Source organism: Hymenobacter gummosus (genome assembly GCF_003970915.1).
Classification (GTDB): domain Bacteria; phylum Bacteroidota; class Bacteroidia; order Cytophagales; family Hymenobacteraceae; genus Solirubrum; species Solirubrum gummosum.
In genome coordinates this window covers 398,394-410,970 of the sequence record NZ_RXOF01000003.1, presented here as the reverse complement: position 1 = coordinate 410,970, position 12,577 = coordinate 398,394, and the positions used below count along the sequence as shown (strand labels likewise).

Genomic DNA, 12,577 nt, shown 5'->3' with positions numbered 1-12,577 from the left:
GCGGAGAAGCAATTCAGTGGGAGCTGCAGGCCGCTACCAGCTGGCCCGGAAATCTGCGGGCCAGAACCGCTCGGGCACCAGCACGGTCACCATGGGGTCTTCGTCGAGGTAGAGCACCGGGAACAGGGAGCCGGACAGCACGCCGCCGGGCAGGTGCTGGCGCTGGAAAAAGACGGTCGACAGGCGCAAATCCAGCCCCTGGGCCAGGCGCGGCGGGACGGCCAGGCCGTAGGGCCGGGTCAGCTCGTCTTCGAGCAGGGCGGCAAAAGCCTGTTCCGCCGGGTCGCGCAGCTTGGCGGAATGGCCTTTCAGGCGGTAAAGCTGGGCGGCGGCCTCGGCCAGTGCGTCGGGGTCGAAAGGGCGGGTTGCCTCGCGCCAGATCAGCACCCCACCCGGGCAGTTGTCGGGGACTTTCTGGAACATCAGGTAGTTGGCCTGCACCAGGTGGGCCCAGGTGAGCTTGCCGTAGAGGAAGGCCCGCTCCCAGTTGAAGACGGTGCTGCGGATTTCGTCGCGGCGCCAGTCCCAGTCGGGCTTGCGCAGCCGCAGCCAGGTCAGCCGGTCCCAGAAATTGAAGCGGCGCGGCGGCGGGCCGAGGCGCTGTTCGATGTGCCGTAGCACCAGGTCGAAGTTCATAGAATAACTAATGCGGCGGCCGGGAGCGTAGTTGGCCGGAGCCGGCCGCGCAAGATAAGCGGCGGCGGCCCGCAACTTCCAGGGTTTTCAGGCGCACCATTTTAGCTTTTCTCTAGTTTCATTAGCTTAGAACTCCCGTCAAACCGCCGTATTTTTACCCCCCATGTTAGCAGCTACCCAGCCCCTCACGCCCACGCTCGAATCCGCCCGGCGCGTTCTGAAGCAGTACTACGGCTACGACCAGTTCCGGCCCATGCAGCAGGATATCATCCAGAGCATCCTGGGCGGGCAGGATACCGTCGTGCTCATGCCCACCGGCGGGGGCAAATCGGTGTGCTTCCAGGTGCCAGCCATGGTGCAGGAAGGCGTGTGCGTGGTCGTGTCGCCGCTCATTGCCCTGATGAAAGACCAGGTGGAGGCCCTGAAAGCCAACGGGATATCCGCCGCCTGCATCAACTCCAGCATCGGCCAGGCCGAGCAGAACAGCATCGGGCGCGCCTGCCACGCCGGCCTGCTCAAGCTGCTCTACGTCTCGCCCGAAAAGCTCTTGTCCGAGGGCTTTCTGGCGTTTCTGCACCGGCTCAAGGTCAGCATGTTTGCCATCGACGAGGCGCACTGCATCTCGTCCTGGGGCCACGACTTCCGCCCCGAATACACCCAGCTGCGGGTGCTGCGCGAGCAGTTTCCCGCGGTGCCCATCATTGCCCTCACCGCCACTGCCGACCGCCTTACCCAGCGCGACATCCAGCAGCAGCTGCGCCTGAAGGAGCCCAAGGTCTTCCTCTCCTCCTTCGACCGGCCCAACCTGAGCCTAAGCGTGCGCCCGGGCCAGGACCGCGTCAACTCGGTGGTCAGCTTTCTGAAAGGCCACGAAAACGAGGCCGGTATCGTGTACTGCCTCTCGCGCAAGCAGTGCGAGACGCTGGCCGGCAAGCTCAAGGAAAAGGGCATCCGCGCCGGCTTCTACCACGCGGGCATGACCGACAAAGCCCGCTCCGACGTGCAGGAGCAGTTTCTGCGCGACGACTTGCAGGTGATTTGCGCCACGGTGGCCTTCGGCATGGGCATCGACAAGAGCAACGTGCGCTGGGTGCTGCACTACAACCTGCCCAAGAACATCGAGGGCTACTACCAGGAAATCGGCCGCGCCGGCCGCGACGGGGCCCCCGCCGAGGCCGTGCTGTTCTATTCTTATGCCGACGTGGCCCAGCTGCGCGACATGATTACCAAGGACGCCGACCCGCGCCTGGCCCAGCTCAACTCCACCAAGCTGGAGCGCATGCAGCAGTTTGCCGAAGCGGCCTCCTGCCGCCGCCGCATCCTGCTGGCCTACTTCGGCGAGGTGCTGGAAAAAGACTGCGGCAACTGCGACATCTGCCGCAACCCGCCCGTAACCTTCGACGGCACCGAGCTGGCCCAGAAGGCGCTGTCGGCCGTGGCCCGCACCCGCGAGGCCGCCCCGCTCACCCTCATCTGCGACGTGCTGCTGGGCCGCCGCAACCAGGCCGTCATCAGCCGCGGCTACGACCAGATCAAGACCTTCGGCGCCGGCGCTAACCTTTCGTTCCTCGACTGGCAAAGCTACCTGCACCAGCTCCTCAACGACGGCCTGCTCTACATTGCCTACGAGCAGGGCTACGCGCTCAAGCTCACCGACCTCGGCTGGCAGGTGCTCAAAGGGGAGCGGAAACAGGCCCTGAAGCAGTTCCAGGTGCCGCAGAAGGCCGAAAAAGCGCCCAAGGGCCGCGCCGCCAAAGCCGCCGCGGGCCAGCGCCTGCCCTCGGTTACCGACGAGTTGTTTGACCGCCTGCGCCAGCTGCGCAAGCAGATTGCCGACGAGCAGGGCGTGCCGCCCTACGTGGTCTTCTCCGACGCCACGCTGCAGGAAATGGCCATCGAGCGGCCGCGCACGCGCACGGCCATGCTGGCCGTATCGGGCGTAGGCATGAAGAAGTTTGAAACCTACGGGGAGCGGTTTATCGAGCTCATCACCCAGCACGCCGGCGCCCCCTCGCCCGACGACGTACCCGACGTGCCCGCCGACGAGGACGAGACCCCGGCCCCCGCCCGCAAGCGCGCCGCCGGCACGCCCAGCGGCACCGCCCTCGACAGCTGGAAAATGCACCGGCAGGGCCTGACGGTGGAGCAGGTGGCCGAGCAGCGCGGCTTGGCCGTCAGCACTATCAAGTCGCACCTGGAGGCCCTGTACGAACGGGGCTACCAGCTGCGCACCGAGGAGTTTATCAGCCAGGACGACTACGCCCGCATCAAAACCGCCGTGCAGGAGCTGGGCCCCGATTTCCGCCTGCGCGACCTATTCGACCACCTGCGCGAGCGGTACGACTACTTCCAGCTGCGCGTGGCCCTGACCTACGACAAGCGCCTGCGCGGGGAGCTGCCCAACCAGCCGCCGGCCGAGTAAATCACGGATTTAGGCGGATTTGACGGATTTGGCTTCGCCTTCCTTCGGTTCACGGATTTTGTGGACGATTGTCCTTCGAAGCATTGCCCCGGCTCCTGGTCGGGGCAATTTTTTGTACGCCAGTGTCCAAGCCATCAAGCACCTACGGGATTAGCTAGCGGGACACCGTCGGCCTTGGAACGAGCAGCAAGTGGTGACAATTAAATCGTCGTATTTGTATATTTTTAGTTCTGCCCAGCGTTGTCTTCGTCGCCGGGTCAATCCAAGCCTGACGGACAGGAACCCGGTAGCGGTCATAAGCCGCTCATGCGGTGGCGGCAGCACTTCTACCGGCAATAATTGACCGAATCGTCCACAAAATCCGTGAAATCCGAAAAATCCGTCGAATCCGTGATTCGCGTAGCCCAAGTGCTCTTTGGCCTCGCCGTGGTCCTGTTCACCGGGCGCATGCTCGTGATGGTGCTGCCCTACCTGAGCTTCGAGCCGGGCATCCACTTCCTGACCACTAAATCCGACGAAACCAACGCCAGCGGCCTGTTCCGGCTGGGCTTCTACGTGCACATCACCAGCAGCCTGGTGGTGCTGGCCGCCGGGCTGCCGCAGTTTTTCCCGGCTTTGCTGCGCCGCCGGCCGGCCCTGCACCGCGCGCTGGGCAAGGTATACGTGGCTACCATCCTGGCCCTGGCCGCACCCTCGGGGCTGATTCTGGCCGGCTACGCCAACGGTGGGCTGGCCGCCAAAGTCGGCTTCACCTTGCAGTGCTTCGTGTGGTGGCTGGCCACCTGGCAGGCCTACCGCCTGGCCCGGCAGCGCCGCTGGGCCGAGCACACCGAATGGATGCTGCGCTCCTTCGCCGTGACGCTGGCCGCCATGAGCCTGCGCCTGGAAAGCTACGCCATGTTTCACTGGCTCGGTACTAAGCCCATCGAAACTTACCTGACTGTCACCTGGCTGTCGTGGACCGGCAACCTGCTGCTAGCTGAAGTGCTGGTGCAGGGCGGTGCCGCCCGCCGCCTGCTGCGCGACTTCTACGCCTCCAAACAACCCAAACCCCAAGCCGTACCCGCATGAACAAGCACCTGCCCTGGCTGAGCCTGCTCAGCTGCTCCGCCGTCGTTGCTGGCCTGTTGGCCGCGCCGGCCCTCGTTTCTACTGGTACGGCCGCCCCGACCGGCTGGGCCGCTGGCCCCGGTGATGGGAGCAAGGCCGCGGCCCTGAGCCCGGCCGCCGCGCAGGCCTTTTTCGCTGGCCACGATTTGAAAACGCTCTGGTTGCCCGGCCAGCAGGAAGAGGAAGGCGGCTGGGGCAGCAGCGGCTACGGGCCGGCGCCCAGCCAGAACGGCTTTTTCGGCGCCGACCACTACCGCATCGAGTTTGCCATTACCAGCGTGGAGCGCGACGCCAAGCGGCCCCAGGTGTACCACGTGCGCGGCAAAAACCGCTACAAGAAGCGTATCACCCCGTTCAGCGGCACCATCACCCTGCAGCAAGTACTACCCGGCCAAGCCAGCACCGACACTAATACCGACGCGACTTACACCTTTAAAGGGCAATTTGAGCTTCGCGAAGATGCGGCGGTTGCTGGCCACGGCGTATTCAAGGGCACCTTATCTGCTGATGCTGTTATTAATGCGGCGGGTAAAGTGCAGCTGGGCTGGGTCGAAAACAGCGCCACCAAGGGCTGCGGCTATAAGTTTGAGGGCCAGTGGGTCAGCGCCCAGACCGGTGCCGTCAAGCCGGTGCTCTGGGGCAACAACCTCAATGCCGTAGCCCGCTTGGTGTTCAGCGACTTTATGGTAGGGGAGCGGATGCCGCACGTCAACCCCAAGTACGCCAAACTGGGCTGGAACCGCATCTGGGACAATGACGAGTGGTGGGCCGACGCACCGGCCAGCAGCGTGAGCTTGTAGCCCCGCCCGTTTCTGCTTACTTCGCTTCGTATTACACCCCACTGATGGCTGCTTATCCAATGAAACCCGTTTCCGCCCTCGTGCTCAGCCTCGGCCTACTGGCCGCCTGCCAGCGCACCCCCGACGCCAACAAGCCCTCGGTCAGCGCCGCCGCTGCGCCCCGTACCGCGGCCGTTACGCCCGCCCCGACCCCGGCGCGCCCGACTCCCGACGAAGCGCTGGTGCAGGCCGCCGCGCCCGCGCCGGAAATGACCGCCTTCCTGAAAAAATACGACGTCAGCTCGCTCTGGACGCTGGAGCCCGAGGAAAGCCCCTACGGCGAGGTGCTGAACGGCTTTTTCGGGCCCGATAAGTACCGCATCGAGTTCGTCTTTACCAGCGTGGAGCGCGACACGCTGCAGCCCCACGTGTTCCGGGTGCGCGGGAAGGACCGCTTCAAGAAGGTCATCACGCCGTTTGAGGGCGTCATCGTGCTGGAGCAGCTGGCCGACCAGCCGGCGCTGTCGGAGGCCAAGAAAAAGGAATACGCCGCGCACGGATACGATTTTACCGGTTACCCCAACTCCTACAGCGCCATCGGCCACTTCGTGTTGCGCGAGGACGCCAGCCAGGGCAAGGCCGGCGAGTTCCGCGGCGACGTAGCCCTGGATTTCCGCGTGGACGAGGACGGCAAAATCCAGCCCTACGCCGTGGATGCGAATACGCCCAGTAAGGAGGCCAACGTGCTGCTCACCGGCAACTGGACCAGCTACGCCACCGGGCAGCGCAAGCCCCTGGTGCTGGTATCCGACATCTTTAGCTACGGCCGCGAGGTGTTTTCCGAGTTTGTGGTAGGGGAGCGGGACGTCGACTTCAACCCCAAATACGCCAAGCTAGGCTGGGACTCGTACTGGGAAAACGACGAATGGTGGGCTGATGCGCCCAAAACGGCCAGCCTGTAGCGGCCTTCCGGTACGCCGGTCTGCCACTACTACTTGCCGACGTAAACTGCGAGGCCCCAACGCCATTTCTGCCGGCGTTGGGGCCTCATTTTAATTCTGGGCAAGATTCGCGGCAGAACAGATTTCAGCGGTTTTGCGGCTGATTTTATCAGCCACGAAACCAAAAAAATCAGTGCAATCAACGAAATCCAGCAAAACCAGCGGTTCAAAAAAAACTTTCTGCTAAATGAATTAGTAAAAGCAAAGAGCCGTTAGTACCTTCACGAGCCGGTAAGCCGTTGAGGGCGAATTACGTTAGCCGGCCACCCCGCCCCATGATCAATACCAACCTGAAATTCTGGCGCCGTGAGCTGGGCCTGACCCAAGCACAACTGGCTGATAAACTGAGCATCAAACGCTCCCTCATCGGTGCCTACGAGGAAGGCCGCGCCGAGCCGAAACTGACCACCCTGGTCAAGATGGCCCGCCTGTTTGGCATCTCGCTCGACGCGCTGGTGACCATCGACTTCAGCAAGAAGCGCCAGGCCGCGGCCGTGATGCGCCAGCTGCAGAACGCGCCCGCCCTGGAAGCCGCCGGCTCCGACGGGGCCTCGGTGACGGACCCCGAGCGCGCCAAGGGCGAAAACCTGCGCGTGCTGGCCTTCACCGTGGGCAAAGACGAGAAGGAGAACATCGAGCTGGTGCCGCTGAAGGCTGCTGCCGGCTACCTCAACGGCTACGCCGACCAGGAATACATTGAGGAACTGCCCAAGTTCCGCCTGCCCATGCTGGGCCAGACGGGCACTTTCCGCGCCTTCGAAATTGCCGGAGACTCCATGCTGCCCATTGCCTCGGGTACCACCATCGTGGGCCGCTACGTGGCCGACTGGAACGAGGTGAAGGACGGCACGCCCTGCATCGTGGTGAGCAAGAAGGAGGGCATCGTGTTCAAGCGCGTGTTCAACCGCCTGCAGGACGCGGCCATTTTGACGCTGCACTCCGACAACCCCGTGTACTCGCCCTACGACATCGACGTGGAAGACGTACTCGAAATCTGGGAAGCCAAGAGCTTTATCAGCAGCACCTTCCCCATTGCCGACCTCTCGCTGAACCGCCTGGCCAGCATCGTGCTCGACCTGCAGAAGCAGGTGACGACGATGAAGAAAGCCTGACCGCAGATGCAACGGATAAACGAGCGGATTGAAACGGATTCGTTCTGACGGTTTCTTCCGCGTTTCCCCGATTAAATCGAACAGCCATACTCTCGCCGGAGTATGGCTGTTTTGCTTGATCCATATTGGGGAATCGAGGCGCCAGGGCAAATCCGTTTCAATCCGCTCGTTCATCCGTTGCATCTGCGGTCCGTGATTTAACTTTCGGGCGCCCCGAAGCGTATGCGGGGCAGCACCGCCGGCTCCGCCGGCCCTCGACCTCACGCCCGACGACTATGCTCTCCTACATTTCCGCCAACGACCGATTTCACGCCCAGCCCGTCGCCTGGCTCAGCAGCTACCACCTGTTCAGCTTCGCCGGCTACTACGACCCGAAGAACATGCATTTCGGGCCGCTGCGGGTGTTCAACGACGACACGGTGGCACCGAATGCGGGCTTTCCGCAGCATCCGCACCACGAGATGGAAATCGTGACCATCGTGCTGGAGGGCGAGGTGTCGCACGAGGATACGATGGGCAACAAAACCACCATTTCGGCCGGCGAGGTGCAGCGCATGACGGCCGGCACCGGCCTGGCCCACTCCGAGTTCAACCGTACCGACAAGCCGCTGGAGCTGTACCAGCTCTGGTTTATTCCGAATCAGAAGGGCCTGGCCCCCAGCTACGAGCAGAAGGACATCGACTTCCTGGACTCCAAAAATGAATTAGTGCCGCTGGTGTCGGGCCAGAAAGTGCTGGAGGACGTGGTGTACATGAACTCCAACACCAGCATTTACTGGAGTAACCTGCGCGCCGATAAGGAGCTGGAATTTAAGACCTTCCCCATTCGCCTGACGTTCATCTACGTGCGCGAGGGGGCCATCCTCATCAACGGCAGCAAGCTGAACCCCGGCGACCAGGCCCGCATGACCGACGAGCACGTGATTCACATCCGGGCCGAGCGCGACGCGCAGTTTATTCTCATCGACCTGCCGGCCGCCGAGGCCAACTACTAAGCAAAAGGACTGCTTACCCGCCGCATGAGCACGCCTTTTCCTGCCTCCCTGATTCCGGTTCACGATGCCGCGCGCCTGCGCACGCTGCATCAGTACCACATTGTCAACACCACGCCCGAGCCCATTTTCGACGCCTATACGGCCTGGGCCGCCCAGCTTTTCAACGTTCCGATTTCCCTGGTTTCGCTCGTCGACGACGACTACGTGTGGTTTAAATCGGTGGCGGGGCACGCGGGCATCCCGGGGCTGCCGCGCGCTGAGAGCATGTGCTCGGCCGCCATTCTGCTGGACGAGCCGGTGGTAACGTCGGACTACAAGCCCGAAAGCTGTACCCTCATCAAGCCCGACGTGGCCCAGGCCATCGGGCTGAAGTTCTACGCCGGCGCGGCTCTGCAGATGCCGAACGGTGAGCGGGTGGGCATGCTGGCCGTCATCGGGCGGGAGTTTCGGACGGTGACGGACAAGGAAAAGGCCGTGCTGGCGCGGCTGGCCGGGCTGGTCAGCCAGACCATCGAGCTGCGGGCGCGCTACCTCGAAGCGCAGCAGACGGAGGAGTGGGAAGCGGCGCAGGCCGAGCTGGCCGACACCCTGGACGAAAACTCGGCCCTGGCCCGCTACCTGAACTCGCGCAACGGCCACATCGACTTCGAGGACGACGAGGTGGCGCAGCTGATTGAGCGGCGGCTGAACGGATTGGCCAAGGTGCTGCAGCGCCGCCTGGGGCAGCTGGGCTAAGCCGGGGCGGGCAAAAACGGCCTGCGCTACGCTTCGGCAGCTGCCGGGGGCGGGAGGCGTAGGTTTTGGGGCGTGGTGAGCAGAAAATCCAGCAGCAGGCGCAGTATATGCGAGGCTTCGGCCGGAGCCGCCAGCTGGTCGCAGAAGTAGATACTCCAGGGATGCAGATAAAGCGTGACGGTGGGCCAGGTAGGCAGCGTCGTGACGCGCCAGTTTTCCATGCCCGGCACCGGCAGCGCCAGCCGCAGCTGATGCGAAGCCATACCGGCCACCACGAACTGGCGGCGCAAAAACTGCCGCAGGGCGTGCTCATCAAGCCGCGGGCAGCGGATAATGTACTCGGTAGCTACGGACATACGCGACGGGCTGGAATCAGGGCTTTGAGTGGGCGTAAATATCGTCCAGCAGCTGCTGCATGGCCCGGAAACCCTGGTCGTTCAGCCCGCCCCATTTCGCCTGCGGGTTGTGGGGCGCGTAGTTCCACTGGTTGAAGCCGCAGCCCACGTTGATTGTGCCCACGATGCGGCTGCCCTGGTACACCACAAAACCGGCGTTCAGGTGGAAGGTGCCACAGTCGCCTTCGGAGTAGAAGGCGGGGGTGGTGGCCAGCCGGTAGAGCTGCCATTCCTGCCGGTTGCTGAGCTGGATGGCCGGGTATTGCGGGTTGTTCAGAAAGCTCAGCACGTCGCCGCCCGTGGTTCTGGGGGCCGCATCGAAGTTGAGCGACACGTACTTGACGGAATAGCGGGCGGTGTCGGCCAGGGTTTTCCAGCGCAGGGTCAGCGGCGGCCGCGGCGGCTCCGCGCTGCTGGCGGCCGTGCCGGCGCTGAGCAAGCGGGTCGAAGCGCAGATAAGCAGGATGATAGTGGGGTTAGCAGTCAAGCTGGCGGAGGTAACTCATGGTAGAACGGGAGCGGGGCGTAAGGCGGGTAGGTTTATTTCGCCGCGGTGGGCCTGAACACCTGGCGAAAAGCACGCAGCGCGGCCGGGTGGTAAATGGTAGCGTGCGTTTCGGCGGGCAGGGGCTCGTAGTAGCTGCGCAGCTTCGTCGGCGGCTCGGCGCTGGCCAGCAGGCCGCTCAGCTGCTTGAGGGAGTGGTTTTCGATAAAGCTGCCGGGGCTACTGCAGGCCCGGCACCGAGGCGAGGGTAGCGGTGCTGGGGCCGGTGTACACAATCTGGTCGTTTTGCAGCAGCACGAACTTTACGGAGCGGGGCGGCGTGGCCGGCGGGCCGGGCACTTCGTTCGCAAACTGCCGCAGGCGCTTATCCGGCCGATAAGCCTGGTCGTAGGCCAGCATGTCGAGGGTGAAAATCGGCCGCTCGATGCGGTGCGCCTGGTACGAGTCCTGAACACCGCCGAGCAGGTACCAGTCGTCGGCCGACACCAGCAGCAGCTGCAGGGCGGGCTGCTGCCGGGCCAGCGAATCGAGGGCCACCAGCTCCCGCACGCTCTGCTGGCAGTCGAACCGGGCGACGTACACCAGCAGCCGGCCCTGATTGCGCGGCGCAGGTGGTCGAGCCAGCCCGGACTCAGCCGCCTGATCTTGCCCGCCGGCAAGCTGCCCAGCGCCGCGGGCTGAAAATCGGCGGGCAGTGGGGCCGGCGTGTACAGGCGCTTTTGCTCGGCCGACATACGGGCGTAGGAAGTCTGAGCCAGGCAGGAGCCGGCCGTCAGCAGGCAACCCAGCGTGAGCAGCAGGGGGAGGGACGCAGACCAGCGCGCAGCCATAAAAAACGGGCGAAACCACGTGGTTTCGCCCGTTCAAGGTACGCCGCCGAGCCGGAATTACATCGTATACTTGCGGCCCTTGTTCTGCTCCTTGAGGTAGGCCATCAGCGGCTGGAAGTAGTCGACCATGGCGCGGGCGGAGAGGTCTTCGCCGGTTTTGTCGCGCAGCAGCTGCCGCCAGTCGGCCGAGGCGCCGGGGTACATGATGCTCTGCAGAAACTTACCGACTTCCTTGTTGCCGTAGTAGTTGGTGGCGCGCGGATCCTGCTTCAGAATCTGCTTGCTGATGTGGTCGTGCAGCTGAAACAGGATGACGTACGAGAGGGCGTAGTCGTAATACTGGGCCGGGTCGTCGTTGATGTGGGTCTTGGTGGCGGGGTCGAGGTAGTTTTCCCCGCGGGCCGTGGGCGGCACAACGCCCTGGTACTGCTTGGCCAGCTCCCACCAGCGGGCGTTGAGCTGGTCCTGGGAGAGGTTGTCGGCGTAGAACGCGTTTTCCCACTCGCTCATCACGCCCGAGGCGAAGGGGATGAACACCACGTAGTTCAGGGCCTCTTTCAGCAGCTGCTGGGTCTGGTTGGTCTTGGCGTTGGCGTCGACCAGGCCTAGGCCGGCCAGGAAGGGCTTCTGCATGGCCGCCAGCCCCATCAGGCTGCCCATGGCCTCGTGGTAGGCGCGGTTGGCGCCGCCGCGCAGCAGCACCGGCACGTCGGGGTTGGTGTAGGTGAGGTAGTAGTAGATGTGGCCCAGCTCGTGGTGGGTCGTCTCGTACCACTCGGCGTTGGGCTCCACGCTCATCAGGCTGCGCACGTCGTTCTGCAGGTCCATGTGCCAGGCCGAGGCGTGGTTGTTCTTCTTGTAGGTGGCGCCGGCCGGCAGCGGGTACAGGCTCGACTTCTCCCAGAACACCGGCGGCAGGGCAGGGTAGCCCAGGCTTTGGTAAAACCGCTCGGCCTGCTTCACCTGCCACTCGGCGCCCTTCTTGGCCAGTATGGGGTCGAGGTTGAGGCCCTTCACGTCCACCATGCTGCTCCAGTCCTGGCCCCAGCGGTTGGGCAGCCAGTGGGCGGGCAGGTAGTCGGGCACCTGCTTCTGCCCGTACTTCTTGGCCAGCTCGTAGCGGGCGTAGGTGTGCAATTCGCGGTAGAGCGGGCGCAGCTCCTGGTTGATGCGGCGCACCAGCGTCATCATTTCCTCCCGGGTCATGCCGTAGTCGGAGGCCTGGTAGCTGAAGTAGTCGGGGTAGCCCAGGGCCTGCACCACCTGGTTGCGCAGGCCGCGCAGGTTCAGCAGGCCCTCTTTGAGCGTGGGCCCCACGGCCTTGCTGGCTTCCCAGGCCGCCAGGCGTTTTTGCGGGTTCTTTTCCTCGCGCAGCACCCGGTCCAAGTCGTTGGTCGTCACCGCTTTGCCCTGGTACTTATACTCGTAGCCGTAGAGCTTCTCGGTCTGCTGGGTTTCGGCCTTGATGCGGCGCTTGACCACTTCCGCGGCCGTTTGGGGCGAGGAGGCGGCGTTGTAGAGGGCGGTTTGCAGCTGCTTCACCTGCAGGGGCGTCAGCTCCGATTTGTGCTCCAGCAGCTCGCGCAGGCGGTTGATATTTTCGGTGCTGCCGTTGAAGGCCGCGGCGGCTTCGTTGGCGCGGGCCGTGGCGGCCGAGTTGGTGGTGTCGCCGGGCACGATGCGGGTGTTGGAGCGCCACTCCGCCTCCGCCGACGCGGTGTACAGACGCTGGTACTCCTTGGAGTAATTGGCCAGAAACTCCTCGGCTTCGCGGGGCCAGTTGTGGCCGATGGGCTGGGTGGCCGGTTCAGATGAAGCCGGTGGCGGCGTAGTCGTGGCCGCGGGAGCGGAAGCTTTCTGGGCGCAGCCGGCCAGCAAGGCGGCCGCGAGCAGGGGCAGGAGGTGTTTGTGCATGACGATGAGGCGGGAATAAGGCTGGGAGCCAAATGTAGCACCCCGGCCAAACATCCGGGCCGCCCTGCTTCGCCGCCGCGCCGGGCAGCTCGTAAAGCCAGCCCAGGCAAGCCGCGGTTGCCCGCAGGGGCCGAGTAGTCCGT

At 64.1% G+C, this 12,577-nt stretch carries 12 protein-coding genes; 7 read left to right on the top strand and 5 right to left on the bottom strand.

All coding sequences use genetic code 11. The annotated features are described in order from the left end of the window. Positions 1-33: 33 nt before the first annotated feature. Positions 34-636, bottom strand: coding sequence for a hypothetical protein (locus tag EJV47_RS07760; protein ID WP_126692574.1), 603 nt, complete (start codon positions 634-636; stop codon positions 34-36). A 163-nt stretch (positions 637-799) separates the two neighbouring features. Between EJV47_RS07760 and recQ the strand changes: the two genes are divergently transcribed. The 7 genes from recQ (at position 800) to EJV47_RS07725 (ending at position 8,790) form a co-directional block, all read left to right on the top strand. After that, positions 800-3,058, top strand: a complete 2,259-nt coding sequence (recQ, locus tag EJV47_RS07755) for a DNA helicase RecQ (protein ID WP_126692573.1) — start codon at positions 800-802, stop codon at positions 3,056-3,058. A gap of 363 nt (positions 3,059-3,421) precedes the next feature. Continuing rightward, complete coding sequence (locus tag EJV47_RS07750) at positions 3,422-4,129, top strand: DUF2306 domain-containing protein (protein ID WP_243651055.1); 708 nt, start codon at positions 3,422-3,424, stop codon at positions 4,127-4,129. Then, entirely contained in the window at positions 4,126-4,968 is an 843-nt protein-coding gene (locus EJV47_RS07745; protein ID WP_126692572.1) for a hypothetical protein, read from the top strand. Before EJV47_RS07750 ends, EJV47_RS07745 begins: the two co-directional genes overlap by 4 nt. A gap of 59 nt (positions 4,969-5,027) precedes the next feature. Then, entirely contained in the window at positions 5,028-5,909 is an 882-nt protein-coding gene (locus EJV47_RS07740; protein ID WP_126692571.1) for a hypothetical protein, read from the top strand. A 314-nt stretch (positions 5,910-6,223) separates the two neighbouring features. After that, the gene (locus EJV47_RS07735) at positions 6,224-7,060 is read left to right on the top strand and encodes a LexA family transcriptional regulator (RefSeq protein ID WP_126692570.1); all 837 of its coding nucleotides are present in this window, start codon (positions 6,224-6,226) and stop codon (positions 7,058-7,060) included. A gap of 275 nt (positions 7,061-7,335) precedes the next feature. Then, positions 7,336-8,055: a pirin family protein gene (locus EJV47_RS07730; RefSeq protein ID WP_126692569.1), complete on the top strand. Its 720-nt coding sequence runs from the start codon at positions 7,336-7,338 to the stop codon at positions 8,053-8,055. Positions 8,056-8,079: 24 nt separating this feature from the next. After that, positions 8,080-8,790, top strand: coding sequence for a GAF domain-containing protein (locus EJV47_RS07725; protein ID WP_126692568.1), 711 nt, complete (start codon positions 8,080-8,082; stop codon positions 8,788-8,790). A gap of 26 nt (positions 8,791-8,816) precedes the next feature. On the opposite strand, the gene EJV47_RS07720 is transcribed toward EJV47_RS07725, so the two are convergent. From EJV47_RS07720 to EJV47_RS07705, 4 genes are all read right to left on the bottom strand, one after another. Further along, positions 8,817-9,146: a hypothetical protein gene (locus EJV47_RS07720; protein WP_126692567.1), complete on the bottom strand. Its 330-nt coding sequence runs from the start codon at positions 9,144-9,146 to the stop codon at positions 8,817-8,819. Positions 9,147-9,162: 16 nt separating this feature from the next. Then, positions 9,163-9,672, bottom strand: a complete 510-nt coding sequence (locus tag EJV47_RS07715; RefSeq protein ID WP_126692566.1) for a hypothetical protein — start codon at positions 9,670-9,672, stop codon at positions 9,163-9,165. 237 nt (positions 9,673-9,909) lie between these two features. Further along, the gene (locus EJV47_RS07710) at positions 9,910-10,272 is read right to left on the bottom strand and encodes a hypothetical protein (RefSeq protein ID WP_126692565.1); all 363 of its coding nucleotides are present in this window, start codon (positions 10,270-10,272) and stop codon (positions 9,910-9,912) included. Positions 10,273-10,577: 305 nt separating this feature from the next. Continuing rightward, a complete protein-coding gene (locus EJV47_RS07705) occupies positions 10,578-12,434 on the bottom strand; it encodes a M2 family metallopeptidase (protein WP_126692564.1) in 1,857 nt (618 codons plus the stop codon). Positions 12,435-12,577: the final 143 nt, after the last annotated feature.